General features: G+C 36.0%; 16 protein-coding genes and 1 riboswitch. Of the genes, 11 read left to right on the top strand and 5 right to left on the bottom strand.

Going from position 1 to position 16,686, the window contains the following annotated elements; all coding sequences use genetic code 11:
• Positions 1–31 precede the first annotated feature (31 nt).
• Positions 32–1,447: a S41 family peptidase gene (locus ACK4R1_RS09555; RefSeq protein ID WP_409686262.1), complete on the top strand. Its 1,416-nt coding sequence runs from the start codon at positions 32–34 to the stop codon at positions 1,445–1,447.
• A gap of 81 nt (positions 1,448–1,528) precedes the next feature.
• On the opposite strand, the gene ACK4R1_RS09550 is transcribed toward ACK4R1_RS09555, so the two are convergent.
• Complete coding sequence (locus ACK4R1_RS09550) at positions 1,529–3,481, bottom strand: TonB-dependent receptor plug domain-containing protein (protein ID WP_409686260.1); 1,953 nt, start codon at positions 3,479–3,481, stop codon at positions 1,529–1,531.
• Between the two features lie 81 nt (positions 3,482–3,562).
• A riboswitch (cobalamin riboswitch) is annotated at positions 3,563–3,816 on the bottom strand.
• Positions 3,817–4,078: 262 nt separating this feature from the next.
• Here ACK4R1_RS09550 and ACK4R1_RS09545 point away from each other — a divergent pair.
• Genes ACK4R1_RS09545 through ACK4R1_RS09530 form a run of 4 tightly spaced genes read left to right on the top strand, consistent with a single transcriptional unit; the run spans position 4,079 to position 7,508 of the window.
• On the top strand, positions 4,079–5,215 hold the full coding sequence (locus ACK4R1_RS09545) for an ABC transporter substrate-binding protein (protein WP_409686258.1): 1,137 nt from the start codon (positions 4,079–4,081) through the stop codon (positions 5,213–5,215).
• A gap of 27 nt (positions 5,216–5,242) precedes the next feature.
• Entirely contained in the window at positions 5,243–6,274 is a 1,032-nt protein-coding gene (locus ACK4R1_RS09540; RefSeq protein WP_409686256.1) for an iron chelate uptake ABC transporter family permease subunit, read from the top strand.
• Between the two features lie 2 nt (positions 6,275–6,276).
• On the top strand, positions 6,277–6,720 hold the full coding sequence (locus ACK4R1_RS09535) for an Ig domain-containing protein (RefSeq protein ID WP_409686254.1): 444 nt from the start codon (positions 6,277–6,279) through the stop codon (positions 6,718–6,720).
• Positions 6,721–6,722: 2 nt separating this feature from the next.
• The gene (locus ACK4R1_RS09530; protein ID WP_409686252.1) at positions 6,723–7,508 is read left to right on the top strand and encodes an ABC transporter ATP-binding protein; all 786 of its coding nucleotides are present in this window, start codon (positions 6,723–6,725) and stop codon (positions 7,506–7,508) included.
• Positions 7,509–7,534: 26 nt separating this feature from the next.
• On the opposite strand, the gene ACK4R1_RS09525 is transcribed toward ACK4R1_RS09530, so the two are convergent.
• Entirely contained in the window at positions 7,535–7,987 is a 453-nt protein-coding gene (locus ACK4R1_RS09525; protein ID WP_409686250.1) for a tRNA (cytidine(34)-2'-O)-methyltransferase, read from the bottom strand.
• Positions 7,988–8,074: 87 nt separating this feature from the next.
• Positions 8,075–8,647 carry a pseudouridine synthase gene (locus tag ACK4R1_RS09520; protein ID WP_409686248.1) on the bottom strand — a complete coding sequence of 191 codons (573 nt, stop codon included), beginning with the start codon at positions 8,645–8,647 and terminating at the stop codon, positions 8,075–8,077.
• Between the two features lie 85 nt (positions 8,648–8,732).
• Here ACK4R1_RS09520 and rmuC point away from each other — a divergent pair, with 85 nt between their 5' ends.
• From rmuC to ACK4R1_RS09500, 4 genes are all read left to right on the top strand, one after another.
• Positions 8,733–10,055 (top strand): DNA recombination protein RmuC, encoded by a 1,323-nt coding sequence (rmuC, locus tag ACK4R1_RS09515; protein ID WP_409686246.1) that lies wholly within the window; start codon positions 8,733–8,735, stop codon positions 10,053–10,055.
• The gene (locus tag ACK4R1_RS09510) at positions 10,048–10,596 is read left to right on the top strand and encodes an acyl-CoA thioesterase (protein WP_409686245.1); all 549 of its coding nucleotides are present in this window, start codon (positions 10,048–10,050) and stop codon (positions 10,594–10,596) included. Before rmuC ends, ACK4R1_RS09510 begins: the two co-directional genes overlap by 8 nt.
• A gap of 111 nt (positions 10,597–10,707) precedes the next feature.
• Positions 10,708–11,832 carry a hypothetical protein gene (locus ACK4R1_RS09505; RefSeq protein WP_409686243.1) on the top strand — a complete coding sequence of 375 codons (1,125 nt, stop codon included), beginning with the start codon at positions 10,708–10,710 and terminating at the stop codon, positions 11,830–11,832.
• 35 nt (positions 11,833–11,867) lie between these two features.
• The gene (locus ACK4R1_RS09500) at positions 11,868–14,321 is read left to right on the top strand and encodes an FG-GAP-like repeat-containing protein (RefSeq protein ID WP_409686241.1); all 2,454 of its coding nucleotides are present in this window, start codon (positions 11,868–11,870) and stop codon (positions 14,319–14,321) included.
• Positions 14,322–14,396: 75 nt separating this feature from the next.
• On the opposite strand, the gene ACK4R1_RS09495 is transcribed toward ACK4R1_RS09500, so the two are convergent.
• The gene (locus tag ACK4R1_RS09495) at positions 14,397–15,236 is read right to left on the bottom strand and encodes a DUF5777 family beta-barrel protein (RefSeq protein WP_409686239.1); all 840 of its coding nucleotides are present in this window, start codon (positions 15,234–15,236) and stop codon (positions 14,397–14,399) included.
• Positions 15,237–15,292: 56 nt separating this feature from the next.
• The gene (locus tag ACK4R1_RS09490; protein WP_409686237.1) at positions 15,293–15,682 is read right to left on the bottom strand and encodes an OB-fold protein; all 390 of its coding nucleotides are present in this window, start codon (positions 15,680–15,682) and stop codon (positions 15,293–15,295) included.
• Between the two features lie 79 nt (positions 15,683–15,761).
• Here ACK4R1_RS09490 and ACK4R1_RS09485 point away from each other — a divergent pair, with 79 nt between their 5' ends.
• Together ACK4R1_RS09485 and ACK4R1_RS09480 are read left to right on the top strand one after the other, a co-directional pair.
• Positions 15,762–16,130, top strand: a complete 369-nt coding sequence (locus tag ACK4R1_RS09485) for a c-type cytochrome (RefSeq protein WP_409686235.1) — start codon at positions 15,762–15,764, stop codon at positions 16,128–16,130.
• Between the two features lie 10 nt (positions 16,131–16,140).
• Positions 16,141–16,680, top strand: a complete 540-nt coding sequence (locus tag ACK4R1_RS09480; protein WP_409686234.1) for a YceI family protein — start codon at positions 16,141–16,143, stop codon at positions 16,678–16,680.
• Positions 16,681–16,686: the final 6 nt, after the last annotated feature.

Genomic DNA, 16,686 nt, shown 5'->3' with positions numbered 1-16,686 from the left:
AAATTTACGTTTATTAAAATAAAAAGCTGCTATGAAAAACTTATTGAAAACCTTTTTGTTATTATTTATTTTTGTGCTGCCCTTGGGTTGTGAAGATATGGATGACAATGCCATACCGAGTAGTCTTGCCGTAAAAGACTTTGTTTGGAAAGGCATGAATTTATATTACTTATGGCAAGGAAATGTGCCCGATTTAGCAGACAATAGATTTGCCAATCAAAACGAATTGAATAATTTTTTAGAAGATTTTGAAACGCCTGAAACTTTGTTTAGTGCTTTACGGGTTAATAATTCAATTGATAGGTTTAGTGTAATTTACAGTGATTATGATGTTTTGGAAGGTGTTCTTTCCGGAAATACGTTGAACAACGGAATGGATTTCGGATTAAAACACATCAATGGTACTACTAGTGTATTTGGTTGGGTGAGATACATTATTCCGAATTCTGATGCAGCAACCAAGGACATTCAGCGTGGTGATATTTTTTATGCCGTTAATGGAATTCCTTTGACGGATGACAATTATCGATCACTTTTATTTAGTAATGACCAAACCTATACTGTTAACTTGGCTGATTACAGTATCGACAGTAACGATTTTGTTACTATTACTCCAAACGGTCAATCAGTGACTTTGACCAAAACACCTTTGGCTGAAAACCCAATTTTACTTAGCACTGTAATTCCACAAGGCGCTCGCAATGTTGGTTATTTAATGTATAATGGATTTTATTCCAATTATGAAACCCAATTGAATACCGTTTTTGGTAATTTTCAATCGCAAAATGTAACTGATTTGGTTTTAGATTTACGCTACAATTCAGGAGGTTCTGTTAATACCGCTACAAAATTGGCCAGCATGATTACCGGACAGTTCACCGGACAAATTTTTGCTAAACAACAATGGAATGCCAAAGCACAAGCTTATTTTGAAGAGAACAATCCGGGCAGTTTGACCAATAAATTTGTGGGTGGATTGAATAGTTTGAACCTCAACAAAGTTTATATCTTAACTTCTAAAGCTTCTGCATCAGCAAGTGAATTAGTAATCAATTGCCTAAAACCCTATATTGATGTTGTACAAATTGGCGATGTAACCACAGGAAAAAACGTGGGTTCAATTACCCTATATGATTCACCTACCTTTGCCAAACAAAACGTAAATCCAAGGCACAAATATGCTATGCAACCAATCGTATTGAAAATAGTAGACAAGAATGGTTTTGGAGATTATACATCTGGAATTGCACCAACTATGCCATTGCCGGAAAACTTAGCCAACTTAGGAATCTTAGGTAACGTAGATGAACCTTTATTAAACGTAGCTATCAATCAAATCATCTCTAGTGGCAAGCGAGTGCCACAATTACCAAACGTTGTTGCACGAGATTTTACAGATGCTAAAGCGATTAATCCTTTGCAAAGCGAGATGTATATTGAAAGATAATAATTTCTACCAACCTGTTAAAAAAAGGCTAACCTTTCAGTTAGCCTTTTCACCACAATTATAAACAAAGTTTAAATACCACTATAAAACAATGTTTAACCCCAACTTGAAATTTCTTCCTCGGGTGGAGTAACCGATATTTTCAACGAATTCTTCGTTTAATATATTAGTAACCGAACCAAAAACAGACATTCGTCCTTTAATCAATTCATATTTTGCTAAAGCATTTACCAACTGGTAAGAATCCAATTTTACAAATGCTGTTCCAAAAGTATTCCCGTCAAAAAACGCATCGTTTCTGGCATCAAAATACTGATAAGTCAAGTTAAACAAAGTTCTTGGTGTTGGCTGAAAATCTAATCCGGCATTGGCTTTGTGCTTCGGAATTAATCGATCTAAAGCTTTGTCAACCTGAGTAAATGTATAGTTGGCATTTAATCTTAACTTAGCTGTCACGTCAAAGGTTACCTCGGTTTCAACTCCTTTAGCCTTGTTAGTTCCGTCGATGTTTACATAATAAGCTTCGAAAGTATCCGAATCAAAAAAGAAATCAAACGAATTGGTTTGGTCACGATAAAAAGCTACCGCATCTAGCCTTAGTTTCTTATCTAACAATTGGGTTTCAAAACCGGCTTCTGCTGTGGCATTTCTCTCCGGTGTTAACTCGGCATTTCCATACTCAGAGTACAATTGGTACAAACTCGGCGTGATATAAGCAGTACTATAAGAAGCTACCAATTTCAAAGGGAAACTCGTTTTAAAATTATAGGACGGATTGAAGTTATACACAAAATTATTGCCGTAAGCACTGTGATTGTTCAAACGAGCACCGGCATTGATATTCAAGCCAAAATCAAAATGGTAAACCAAAGTCGTGTAACCATCAACTATATTAAACTTAGTCGATTCGTTTTCTAAATTTCCATAAGGTGTTTCACTTAGCATATCATTGAATTGGTAATTCACTCCAACGATAACCGCAAAATCCTTATTGAGATTGTATTTATTAAATCCGTCAACAACTATATTTCTCGATTCGTACAAAGAATAATCCGTTCCGGTTGTAAAACTATTGTATTCACTATAATCGCGGACAATCCTGGCAAAACCGGAATTCAGAACAAATTCGCCTTTGTTGTATTTGAATTTCGGGGAGAATCCAAAACGAACTTGCTCTGAAGTGGTTGTATTTATATTAGTATCATTAAAACCGGTATTATCAAAAGTTAAATCATAACCGTTTTTCAACTTGTCATAATTACCAAAAAAGTCTAAAGTCAGTTTTTCTGTAGCTTTGAAACCCAACTTAGCTATGGCATTTTGTCTTGAAAATCGATCATCTTCATACTTTATGGTTTCATCCGGTGAGGCAATTTGGGAGATGTTACTTGTTTCAGTACTGTTAAATCCGGCAAAATAATTCACTTTTTTCTGGTTTCCGTTCACCGAAATCCCTTGGTTAAAATCTTGTCCGTTGTACTTTTTGTTGTCCTGAGTATTATTGGAACCAATGTTCATATAAACATTCCCTTCAATGGGCTTTTTGGATGATTTTTTTAGGGTAACATTGATTACACCAGTGGCTGCTCCTGTTCCGTAAAGCGTACTTGCAGCACCTTTCATGACTTCGATACTTTCTACTTGCTCAACCGGAAGCAAACGCAAATCATACTCCAAACTAATCCCGGAAGCATCCGTAACCGGAATACCGTCAATCAGAATTAAAACTTGTCTGTTTTTACCACCACGAATGTAATACCCTAAGTTTTTACCGTTGGCCGATTGGTTTCCATTGATTTCCACACCGGTTACTTGAGATAAAACTGTGGCCAAACTTTGCCCAGACTTTTTCTCCAAATCTTTGGCTGAGATGACTTCGATTACTTTTCCTGATTTTTCTTTGCTTTGTGCAAACTTGGTATCAGAGATGACCACTTCTTTTAAAGGATTCACTTTGGTAGAATCCTGTTCTTGCGCATAGGCACAAGTGTTTAGCATAGCCAAAATAGCTACAGCTCTAACTGTTTTTTTCATTTTTTAAATTCAACAATAATTTGATAATCTTGGGAGAAAAGCATAGAATTTACCCATACCCAAACCTTTTGTCCCGAAAGTTTGTTACTCGATGAATTAGGCAGGTCTCCTGGCTTGCGTCTTGTTGTTGACCTTCTCATCCCGATACTGGAACAATGGTTTTGGAGATAACAACAAGCTTGATAGCTTACAGTTGCGGGAACAGCTCAAGATTTAAAATTATGATTGAATTTAGAATTACTAATTCGTAATTCTCAATTCGTAATTCTTCACTTGATTCCCTTTTAATGCGATTTTGAAAAACAGAAATCGCAACCTTAATTCGGGTGTAAAGGTAAAGCAATAAAAGAAACTTCTACAAGAACTTGGCAAAATTATTCCTCTTTTTTCTTGGAAAACTTGACTATCAACCATATAAATCCAACCAAAAAGTGAAGCAGAATAATTCCGCCTACGATGTATATAAAAGTATTGGAACTGTCTCTCACAACTATCATTTTAAGTAAAAGTAATGCGTATTTCTAAATGGTTTTGCATCAAATGTTACCAAAACAACAATATTAGACAACAATCTTATACTTTTGCAAAAACAATTTGATGAAAACCTTTTTTAATGCTCTATTTATTGCTTTTGTTTCTTTGTTGTTCGTTCATTGCAAAACCGAAACGAAATCGGCTCCAACTATTTCTTCTGAAAATACCGTTACTTATGCCAAAGGTTTTTCTATCCGAAATTACGATGGCTACTCTATAGTAACCGTACAAAATCCATGGCCGAAAGCCAGTAAAACCTACACTTATGTCCTTAAAGAAAAAAACGGAATTGTTCCCGATAGTTTAAAACAAAACACCATTATTTCGGTTCCGATAAAAACTATAATCGTGACTTCCACGACGCATATTCCATCATTGGAAATGTTGGGCAAACAAAATACTTTAATCGGTTTTCCGCATTTAGATTACATCTCTTCCGAAAAAGTCAGAGCGCGAATAGACGCCGGAAAGGTCAAAGAATTGGGTATGAATCAAAGCCTAAACACCGAAGTCATTCTGAATTTACAACCCGATGTAATCATAGGTTACGGCATTGACAACAACAATCCGACTTTAGATAATTTGCAAAAAAGTGGTTTGAAAGTCATGCTCAATGGCGATTGGAATGAAGAAACTCCTTTAGGCAAAGCCGAATGGATTAAGTTTTTCGGTGCATTGTATGGCCAACAAAAAGAAGCCCATGAACTCTTTACCAAAATTGAAAAAGATTATTTGAAAACGATTGAAATTGCAAAAATAGCTACCACTGCGCCAACCGTTTTAGCCGGAGATATGTTTGAAGATCGTTGGTATTTACCCAAAGGCACCAGTTGGGGAAGTTTGTTACTAAAAGAAGCCAAAGGAAACTATTTATGGCAAGAAACGAGTGGAACCGGAAGTTTGTCTTTATCCTTTGAAACTGTACTCGAAAAAGCCCAAAACGCTGATATTTGGATCACTTCAGGACAGTTTGCCACCTTAAAGGAAATGACCGATAAAAATCCGCATTATGCACAATTTACAGCCTTCAAAAATAAAAAGGTATATTCGTTCAGCGGCAAAAAAGGAAAAACCGGTGGCATTTTGTATTATGAATTGGCACCCAACCGACCGGATATGGTATTGAAAGACATTGTCAAAATTTTACATCCGGAATTATTGCCGAGTTATAAGCCTTTCTTTTTTGAAAAATTAAAATAAAACACTGATTACACAGATTATACAGATTTGAAAACCAGCAACCGAAATAGTCTCCTCTTTACCTTCTTGTCATTGACCTTGTTATTGACATTCCTCGTGAACATTTCCTTTGGTCAAGTAGCGATACCGTTGAAAGAAGTATTTACAAGTTTGTTTGGCGGTCAAGCCGAAAAGGAAACTTGGGAATACATCATTATGAATTTCAGATTGCCCAAAGCGATTACGGCAACTTTAGTTGGCATAGGGTTATCGATAAGTGGTTTGTTGATGCAAACTTTGTTTCGAAATCCTTTGGCCGGACCTTATGTTTTAGGTTTAAGCTCGGGTTCTAGTTTGGGTGTTGCTTTTGTGATTCTCGGTGCAGGAATATTGCCCGCTGTTTTTTCACAATTTTTATTATCTTCTTACGGAATCATTTTGGCTTCTTGCCTGGGAAGTTTATTGGTTTTACTATTGATTTTAATAGTTTCCCAACGTTTGCGTGATACCATGTCAATCTTGATTGTTGGGCTAATGTTCAGTAGTTTTACTAGTGCAATTGTAAGTGTATTTAGTTATTTCAGTACGGCCGAGCAATTGCAAAAATACACCTTTTGGTCAATGGGAAGTCTTGGCAATTTATCTTGGCAGAATATAATTGTATTAGGTATTGCGGTAACCATTGGTTTGTTTTTGAGTTTGTTGACTTTAAAAGCTTTGGATGCTTTATTACTAGGTGAAAATTATGCCAAAAGCATGGGGTTGAACCTGAAAAAATCGAGATATACCATCATTTTTGCCACTAGTATTTTAGCGGGAAGCATTACCGCTTTTGCTGGTCCGATTGCTTTTGTGGGTTTGGCGGTACCGCATTTGTCGAAATTAATATTTCAAACCAGTAATCACAAAACATTGTTTTGGAGTACAATACTTGTTGGCGCTATTATCATGTTATTTTGTGATACCGTTTCCCAAATGCCGAGCTTTGATTTTACGTTACCGATTAATGCTATAACTTCCATCATTGGCGCGCCAGTGGTGATTTGGCTAATCGTAAAAAGAAAAAATAGAATTGTTTAATTATGAAAAAGATTAGCTCCAAAATCATTGCCATATTTTGCCTGACCTTGTCATTCACTTTGTCGGGTTGTGGAGAATTGATTGATTGTATTGTGAGCGCAAAACCTAATTTGCCTACCAAAACATTGAGCATCGGCCAAATTGGAATGACTTATAGTGAATCAATCCAAGCTTCCGTTAAAAATGCCCCAAATGACGATAGTTTTATCTATTATATTTCAATTGACAACGGTTTACCGCCAGGCATCAGCTATTACCAACAAGGAAGAAAAATTATCTTTACAGGAACACCTACTGCAAGAGGTATTTACACCTTCAAAGTAGACTTAACCATTGATTACCCGGAAAATGATTTTGGAGAAGAAGATGATCCTTTCTATGATAGTAATAATATTTGTCTTGGAAATGATTCGACTAGTAAAAATTACACTATTGATATTCAATAAATTTGGAAAACAATAAGAACATACTAATCACAACGAGTTTAAGCATTGGATACCATTCCAAACGCGAAAACCTCGTCATTGCCGAAAACCTGAATTTGAATTTGACTTCCGGACAACTAATCTCGTTAGTTGGTGCTAATGGTATAGGAAAATCTACTTTATTACGCACTATTACCGGCATTCAAAAACCATTGAAAGGTGCGGTTTTTTTAAATGAAAAGAATATAAATGATTTTCAACAATTAGAATTGGCGCAAAATTTAAGTTTGGTATTGACCGAGAAATTACCACCAAGTAACTTGACTGTTTTTGAATTAATCGCTTTAGGAAGACAGCCTTACACGAATTGGCTTGGAAATCTTTCCAATGAAGATTATAAAAAAATCAATCAAGCGATTGAATTGACGCATATCGAACATTTGGTCAATAAAAAACACCATGAAATCAGTGACGGTCAGTTGCAAATTGTGTTAATTGCTAGAGCATTGGCTCAAGATACGCCGTTGATTATTTTAGATGAACCAACAACACATTTGGATTTATTACACAAGGTTTCAGTTTTTAAACTGTTGAAAAAATTATCTCAGGAAACCAATAAATGTATTTTATTTTCAACACATGATATCGACTTAGCCATTCAGTTAAGCGATGAAATGATTGTCATGACGGAAGAAAAATTGGTTCAAGACCAACCTTGCAATTTGATTACCAAAGGCGTTTTCAATACACTTTTCAAAGACGATTCTATCAAATTTGACGGTGAAAAAGGAAAGTTTGTGATTTCTTAACAGCAAACTGAGACTGCGACTGAATACTATTTTAAATTAATTTGGCGCTTCGCTTCACCCACGACAAACGCTACTGAATTAGCGATGTTGTAACTGCGAATTAAATTTGACATTGGAATGGTTAGATGATTTTCGAATTGGGCCAAAACTTCTTGACTCAAACCCACGCTTTCTTTCCCAAAAACCAACCAATCTTCGTCTTGAAATTCGGCTTCATAAATCGATTTGGTAGCGTGTGAACTCATTAGAAACACTCTCGATTTATCTTTAATTTGAGCAATCCATTCGCTTACATTATCATACTCATGCCAATCGAGATGTACCCAATAATCCAAACCGGACCGCTTTAAGTTTTTGTCGGTAATCTCAAAACCATAAGGCTTAATTAAATGCAATCGGTTTTCAGTGCCAACGCACAAACGACCAATATTTCCGGTGTTGTTAGGGATTTCGGGTTCTACGAGGACGATGTTCAACATTTTTGGATTATTAGATTATTAGATTGTTAGACCAATTGGACTCTTTAGATTTTTCTAATAATCTAAGAGTGAAACGAGTCTAACTATCTAAGAGCGAAGCGTATCAAAATTATCTACTTCTAAAACTTCTCCGGCTTTGAGTTGCAAAGATATGTTCCCGACGCGAATTCTCACTAATCTTAGGGTCGGAAATCCAACAGCAGCGGTCATTTTTCGAACCTGGCGGAATTTGCCTTCGGTTAACGTGATGGAAACCCAGCTTGTTGGTCCGTGACGCTCATCGCGAATTTTTCGGCCTTCGCCAATAGATTCCGGCAATTTAACAACAATTTTAGCTTCGCAATTTTTGGTAGTGTATCGAATGCCTTTGAAACCAATTTCTACGCCTGATTTTAACTGCTCAACCGCTTCTTGCGTAATAATGCCGTCAACTTGAGCGTAATATTCTTTTTCGATGGTTTTGCTTCTTACGATTTCGCTCATCATCCCATCCGTGGTCAACAAAAGCAACCCTTCCGAATCTTCATCCAAACGACCAATAGCCATAGTGCCTTCGGGAAAATTATAGAGTTCGCCGAGCAACTTTTTGTGTCGCTTTTTGGCGTAAATGAATTGGCTTAAATAACCGTGTGGCTTGTGAATTATGAAGTGTCGGTGCATGGGTTTTATTTGAAACAAAAATACATTTTTCAATTCCATCATTTCGATTTAATCCTTATTTTTACCAAAAAACATATTCTTTATAATGTCAGAATCGCTATTTATCATCCTTGCATTTATCCTCGCCTTAGCCATTGGAATTTTCTTGGGTAAAACACTTTTCGCTGCCAAATCACAATCGGATAAAGCGTCGTTGGAAGAAAAAATCAATGGCTTGTTCCAACAAATCGAACAATTTAAAAATCAGGTGAATCAAACAGTTCAAGAACGCGAAAGCATTCGTGCTGAAAAAGAAGCTTTGGCCATTCAGTTATCCAAAAAAGAAACCGATTTTGAGAATCTTTGGGAACGCAACAAAGAGCAAAAAGAGGAAGTCGAAAAACTACAAGAGAAGTTTACCAAAGAGTTTGAAAATTTGGCCAACAAAATCTTAGAAGAAAAAACCACAAAATTTACAGAACAAAACAAAGAAAACCTCAAAAATATTTTAACGCCTTTACAAGACAAAATTCAACTGTTTGAAAAGAAAGTCGAAGACACACACAAGGAAAGTATTGATTATCATGCAGCTTTGCGCCAACAAATTTTAGGTTTGCGCGAAATGAACGAACAGATGAGCAAAGAAACATTGAACTTGACCAAAGCTTTAAAAGGCGACAGCAAAATGCAAGGCAATTGGGGTGAATTGATTTTAGAACGAGTACTCGAAAAATCGGGTTTAGAAAAAGGGCGCGAATATGAAGTACAGCAAAGTTTCACCACCGAAGAAGGCAATCGTGTTTTTCCTGACGTAGTAATTAATTTACCGGATGGTAAGAAAATGGTTGTTGACTCAAAAGTGACTTTAACCGCTTACGAACGTTATATTAATGAAGAAGATGACAACACTAAATCGCAATATTTAAAAGAACACGTTATGGCTTTAAAACGCCATGTCGACCAATTGAGCGAGAAGAATTACCAGGATTTGTATCAAATGGAAAGTCCTGATTTTGTCTTGCTTTTTATCCCTATTGAATCTGCTTTTGCTTTGGCGCTGAATGAAGACACAACGCTATACAACAAAGCATTTGAAAAGAATATTGTGATTGTAACACCTTCGACTCTTTTGGCCACTTTGCGCACGATTGACAGCATGTGGACGAACCAAAAACAACAAGAAAACGCTTTGGAAATTGCCCGACAAGCTGGTGCTTTGTATGATAAATTTGAAGGTTTTGTAGGCGATTTAGTCAAAATTGGAAAGAAAATGGATGAAGCGAAGGTCGAGTATCAAGGTGCTATGAATAAACTAGTCGACGGCAAAGGAAACTTAGTGACCAGCGTTGAAAAGCTAAAAAAAATGGGAGCTAAAGCCAAAAAAGCACTACCCGAAAACATACTAACTCGAGCTGAAAAAGATGAATAACGAATTTAAATCCGTAGACGCCTCCAAAATTACGATAGCCGAATTGATGTTGCCTTCGCATACCAATTTCAGTGGTAAAATTCACGGTGGTTATATTTTGTCTTTGTTGGATCAAATTGCTTTCGCTTGTGCATCGAAATTCTCGGGACATTATTGCGTGACGGCTTCGGTTGACACGGTTGATTTTTTGAATCCGATAGAAGTCGGCGAACTCGTAACCATGAAAGCCAGCGTAAATTATGTGGGCAAAAGTTCGATGATTGTTGGCATTCGTGTAGAAGCCGAGAACATTCAAACCGGAATGGTCAAACACTGCAATTCAAGCTATTTTACGATGGTAGCCAAAGATGACAAAGGCAACAATACACCAGTTCCGGGACTCATTTTATCTAATGATGAAGAAATCAGACGTTTTTGTAATTGCATTAAACTTATTTCTCTCAAAAAAGACAAAAACAGACACGAGGAAATTTTTGATTACAAATCAGAAGATTCTTTAGAAAAACTAAAGAATTATCATGTAAAATTATTAGTTTTTTAGCGCAAACCTTAAACTATTCACATAAATTTTAAAAAAAACGTATTACTAATTGTTTAATCAATAGGATATTATATTTTTTTTATTATTTTTGGTTTGCATTTTAAAAAACACATGAAAAAATATTACCTCTTAGCTACCGTTTTACTATTAGCCGTTACCATTTTTTATTCTTGTTCAGACAACGATGACGAATATACTCCGGTATCTCCGGTTGTGGTTGATTTGACACAAGTTCCTTACCCTAAATTATCTGATTACCATTTTTTTGAAGGCGATATGAAAGACCAAATCCCTTCATTAAATGTAATTCCCTACGAACCTGCAAGTGTTTTATTTAGTGACTATGCGCACAAAAAAAGATTTGTTTGGATGCCACCGGGTTCAAAAGCGACTTTTGATGGTGATGACAGCATTTTGGAAATGCCGGTAGGAGCTGTTTTGATTAAAACTTTTTATTACGATAAAGTACAACCCGAAAACAAAACTGTCCTTATTGAAACCAGAATTATGATTCGCAAAGCTACCGGATGGATTTTTGCTGATTATGTATGGAATGACGAACAAACAGAAGCCACCTTAAATTTAGCCGGAAGCTACAAACAAATGACTTTTAAGGACGATAACAACATTACTAGAGATGTTAATTACAGAATTCCATCTGAAGTGCAATGTATCGTTTGTCATAAATTTAAGGAAGAAGTGAATGGTAGTGAAATAACAAGATATACACCGATTGGAATTAAGCCTCAGAATTTAAATTTCAACTTTAATTATGGTGGTTCGAGTAAAAACCAATTGACTAAGTGGATTGAGCAAGGTTATTTGGAAAACAACTTTACTTTGCCTACTCCTGAAAATACTACCGTTAATTATGACGATACTTCTAAGCCTTTAGCGGCTAGAGTTCGTTCTTATTTTGATATTAATTGTGCTCATTGCCATAAAGAACAAGGACATTGTGATTACAGACCTTTGCGCTTAGCGTTTGGAGAAACCGATGGTGCCAACGGACTAACTAATATGGGTGTTTGTGTTCCAACGCAAGACATGCAGGATTTTAACCCGGAGTTAAGTAATTTGGTTACGCCGGGAAAAATAGATCAATCCATGTTATTTCATCGTGTAAATACCAGCAACGAAGCTTTCAGAATGCCACTTCACGGAAGAACTTTAATTCATGATGAAGGCATATTACTTATAGAAGAATGGATTAACTCTTTACAAAGTTGTCCTTAAAATAAACAACAAACAATTTAAACCAACCACTAATAATGAAAAAAATTACCTTATTTTTTATTTTGCTTTTGGCCGGCAATATGTCTTTCGCACAAGACAATTGTGCTACAGCACTGCCAATCACTGCCGGAACATACACCATTAGCACTATTAACGGAACACAGTTACCAACAACAACTTGTTCTTTTTCTAATACCAGTACAACAGCTGCCGAATGGTATGCTTATACACCTACTCAGAACTATACTGTAACGGTAACCTCTGATTTGATTCAAAATATCTGTAAAGATACCAGATTAAGAATTTATAGTGGAACTTGTGCAGCTATGACTTGTGTAGTTGCTGATGATGATTCAGGTGTAATCACTTGTAATGCAGGGAATAATTTTTCCTATCTTTCTAAAGCAACTTTTAATGCCATAGCCGGGACTACCTATTACATTGTATGGGATAATCGATATGCCTCAGTAGGTTTTGATTTCCAAGTATCTGAAATTCCTGCCGGATACAATCCGTGTAGTACAGCTATAGCGGTTACAGCAGGTACAACTACTGTTAATGCTGTTGATCAACTTAACATCAATACTTCTTGTTCTTCAGCTGCTTTATCTAAGTGGTATTCTTACACTCCGACTGTAAATGCGAGCGTTACTGTTTCTTCTGACTTAGCTGTAAATTTGTGTAAAGACACTTTTTTTAGTGTTTACACCGGAAACTGTACCACAGGATTGAGTTGTTTGACTAGTGATGACAATTCCGGAGTTTTAGCTTGTAATTTTGGGAATACCAACTCAAATCTTTCTACTAAAACATTTTCTGTTGAAGCCGGTACAACTTATTACATCGTTTGGGATAACCGTTGGAGTAATGATGGATTTAACTTTACCATCACCGAAGTACCAATCATAGTTCCTGTAAACTACACGACTCAAAATCTTGGTTCATTAAACAGTAATTTCAACACTTGTATCGTAGATATGAATGGAGATTATAAAGATGATCTTGTAGGCGTAAGTAATAACAATTTAAGAATACATTTTCAAGGTAATGGAGGAACATTCACCCCTACCGACTTTCCAATAACCGGAACGAGTGATATGCCTTCTTGGAGTATGGCTGCCGGAGATTACAACAAAGACGGATATAATGACCTTATGTTAGGAAGTGGCACCGGTCTAACTTTTTGGAGATCTAACAATACCGGAACGGCCTACACCAATATCAATCCTTCTGATTATATTTTCTGTCAAAGAACCAATTTTGTTGACATCAATAATGACGGACATTTAGATGCTTTTTCATGTCATGATGTTGCACCAAACGTTTATTATATCAATGATGGTAACGCAAATATGCAATATTATCAATCAGGACAAAACGGTGCTTATATGTTAGGTGTTACACCAAGTGGAGGAAACTATGCTTCTTTATGGACTGATTTTGATAATGATGGCGATTTAGACATGTTCATTTCAAAATGTTCAGGTCCTCCTTGTGAAATGCATAGAAATGATGGTAATGGTGTTTTCACTGATGTTTCCGCTTTAGCACAAATTAATGTAACGCCAATTCAAACTTGGTCATCAGCCATTGCTGATTTTGACAACGATGGCGATATGGATGTTATTATTACTGCAAGTTCCGGAACGCATAGATTTTTTAGAAATAACTATGAATCAAATGGAGGTGTTTTAGGTGCTTTTACCAATATTACTGCAGGTTCGGGTTGGGACACTAACACTTCAACTAATATTGATAACATTGCTTATGATTTTGATAATGATGGCCGTGTTGATGTTCTTGGAGCTGGTGGTAAAATCATGTTCAACCAAGGAAACAATGTTTTTGCACCGGTTAGCTATAACGGTATCAGTGTTGGAGCTGTTGGTGATTTAAACAACGACGGTTTTCTTGATTTTCAAAACGGAAGTACTATTCGTTATGCTGTACCAAACGGTAACAATTGGTTAAAAGTTAATTTCCAAGGAATTCAAAGTAACCGCAACGGAATTGGGGCTCGTGTTGAAATTTATGGGCCTTGGGGCAAACAAATTAGAGACGTTCGTAGTGGTGAAGGCTTTAGATACATGAGTACTTTGAACGCTCATTTTGGTTTAGGCACTGCTACTACTATCAATCAAGTAATTGTAAGATGGCCATCAGGTATTGTAGATACCTTTAACAATGTTTCTCCAAACCAATCTCTATTGGTAGTAGAAGGGGCAACATTGGCCACTAATGCTTTTGAAACTTCTGTATTTACTGTTTATCCAAATCCTGTAAAAAACATTATCAATATTTCAATGAATACTGCCAATCCGGTAGACTTTAAATTGGCTCAGATATATGATTTAAACGGAAGAATGGTACAAGAAAGTCCTGTTCAAAATCAAAGTATCGTTGTTGACCACTTGGCCACCGGAACTTACATCTTAATGTTAAGAGATGCGCAAGGGAAAGATTACTCTCAGAAATTCGTTAAAGAATAAATAACCCTTTCTTTTTATATAAAAAATCCTCTTGTAATTAAACAAGAGGATTTTTTATTTTATGTAATACTTTTATTAAAACACCCTCAACAAATTAAAGCCAAAGAAAACATCGCCTTTACCCCAATCACCGGTTGAATTGCCTAAGAAACCCGATTCATGCATGCCTTGTGAACTACTGAAATGCATCTGAAAAACGTGTCCACCGGTTTCTAAATCAACGCCGATAGACAGCGGATCACGAAACGGTGAACTACTTGAACGGTTTAAATGCGTTGCATAATCCACATTGACAGACCATCGCTTGGCAAACTTATACCTTCCGCCCATTCCGATAGCGTACTGACTATTCTCTTGATTGTCATCAATCACGAAGTTTTCATGGAAATAAGTTGGCGCTAATTGCAACGATAATTTATTATTGAATTTTCTGGAAACCAAAAGTTGGGTTACATAAACCAATCGATTGTTAAACTTCATTTCCGGATACAGACTTTCCTTTAAAGTATTGTTAATGGCCAAACTGGTAAAACCGGCAATAGCCACCGGAAAACCATCGGTTTGTTGGGATTTAATTAAAAACTTTCCTGAAAAATCATAGGCAATTTCACTTCTGGCACCACTAATCGTTAACCAATCAGTCAAACCATAAACAAATTTCAATTGGGTTACCGCTTGGTCCAATCCGTAGAAACCTTCAAAACCATCTTTTACTGAACCAAATCGGTGGGCGACTATAAAATACAAATCACCTTTGGCCGCCAATTTAGTAGATTCGAGATTAACAATCTTTAATCCTTTAAAAGCCGATTCAACTTTGCTTTTTTCTGTAGTAGCGGTGTCAATTTCACTTAACAAATCATCCTGAGCCAACATCCCAAAAGGAAGCAATAACAATAATAGCACTTTTTTCATAAATTAATTTCTTTTAATTAAACACAACCATTTTTCAAAATAAAGACGGGAAAATCCTATGGCACCATTACACATTGGTCCATTTCAATTTCCTCTAACAAATCGTTAAAACCGGTCAATCTTCCTTTTAAATTAATCGAATCCTGAAGTTTTAAATTTTCGGGAAGCTTTTCAGTGAACCGAGCTGATAAATTTTTATCTACCGTGATAATTTTAGTATCAAAATCGATATTGGATATTTTCCCGTGTATTTCAATCGTCTTATCTAAGTATTTGGCATTGGCCAAACTATCATTTGTAGCAAAAGCATCAAAAATTTCTTTTACCGTATCCGTGTAATTGGCTTTCTCAGCAGCAATATCTCTGTGTTCTTGATAGATATATTTATAAGTTGCAAAACCCATAACGATTAAAATAATCCCTAAAATAAAAACCTTCTTCTTCATAATAACGTTAATTAAAAATGAGGTAACCCAAACTCAAACCATTTAATTTATTAAATTTATTCAAAAAAAAATTAAAATCATGAAAAAGAACACCTTCTTAATTTTAACCCTCCTTGTCGGCACAATTCTTGTCAGCAGTTGTACCAATGACTCTTCGGCTGATTTATCGGGCATCGATGAACTTGATGAAGTGACTTACACTAATACTGTAAAAAGTATAATTGACAACAATTGTATTTCCTGTCATGCCACAACACCAATAAACGGTGCGCCTATGTCTCTAACAACATACGAAAATGTTAAAGATGCGGTTCTTACTCGTGGATTATTAGATAGAATATCGAGAGCACAAGGAGAACCTGGAATGATGCCTAGCGGTGGAACTCGTTTGCCTCAAGCGGTTATTGATCAAGTAATTGCATGGGATTCACAAGGATTAACAGAATAAATACAGCCCTATGAAAAAAATATTGTTTTACGGATTTTTATTAGTCATGGCAGAAAGTTTTGCCCAAACGAAACTAGTAACCAAAACAGGGAAAATAACTTTCGAAGCTTCAGTGCCTGCCTTTGAAGAAGTGAAAGCTAAAAATGAAGCCGTCACTTGCATTTTGAATCCGGAAACGGGAGAAATTGCCAGTTTGGTTCTGATGAAAGGATTTCGCTTTAAAGTGGCTTTGATGGAAGAACATTTCAACGAAAACTATGTGGAAAGTGATAAGTTCCCTAAAGCTACTTTTAAAGGAAAAATTGATGGATTTGATGCTACCAAACTCACTGCTACAGCCAAAGACTATACCATCAAAGGAAAATTAGAATTACACGGAAAATCAAAAGACATTACCATTACAGCTAAAATCAAAAAAACGGATGCCGGTGTAGAACTTGATTCAAATTTCACATTAAACACCGATGATTTCGATATTGAAATTCCGAGTGTTGTCAGCAAAAAAGTTTCTAAGAAAGTAGCCGTAACTTTAGAGGTTACTATGAAATAAAAAAAT

Origin of the sequence: Flavobacterium sp. (assembly GCF_046293665.1) — a bacterium.
Lineage (GTDB): Bacteria > Bacteroidota > Bacteroidia > Flavobacteriales > Flavobacteriaceae > Flavobacterium.
The sequence above is the reverse complement of the archived record's forward strand: the minus strand, read 5'-3'. Positions and strand labels throughout refer to the sequence as shown.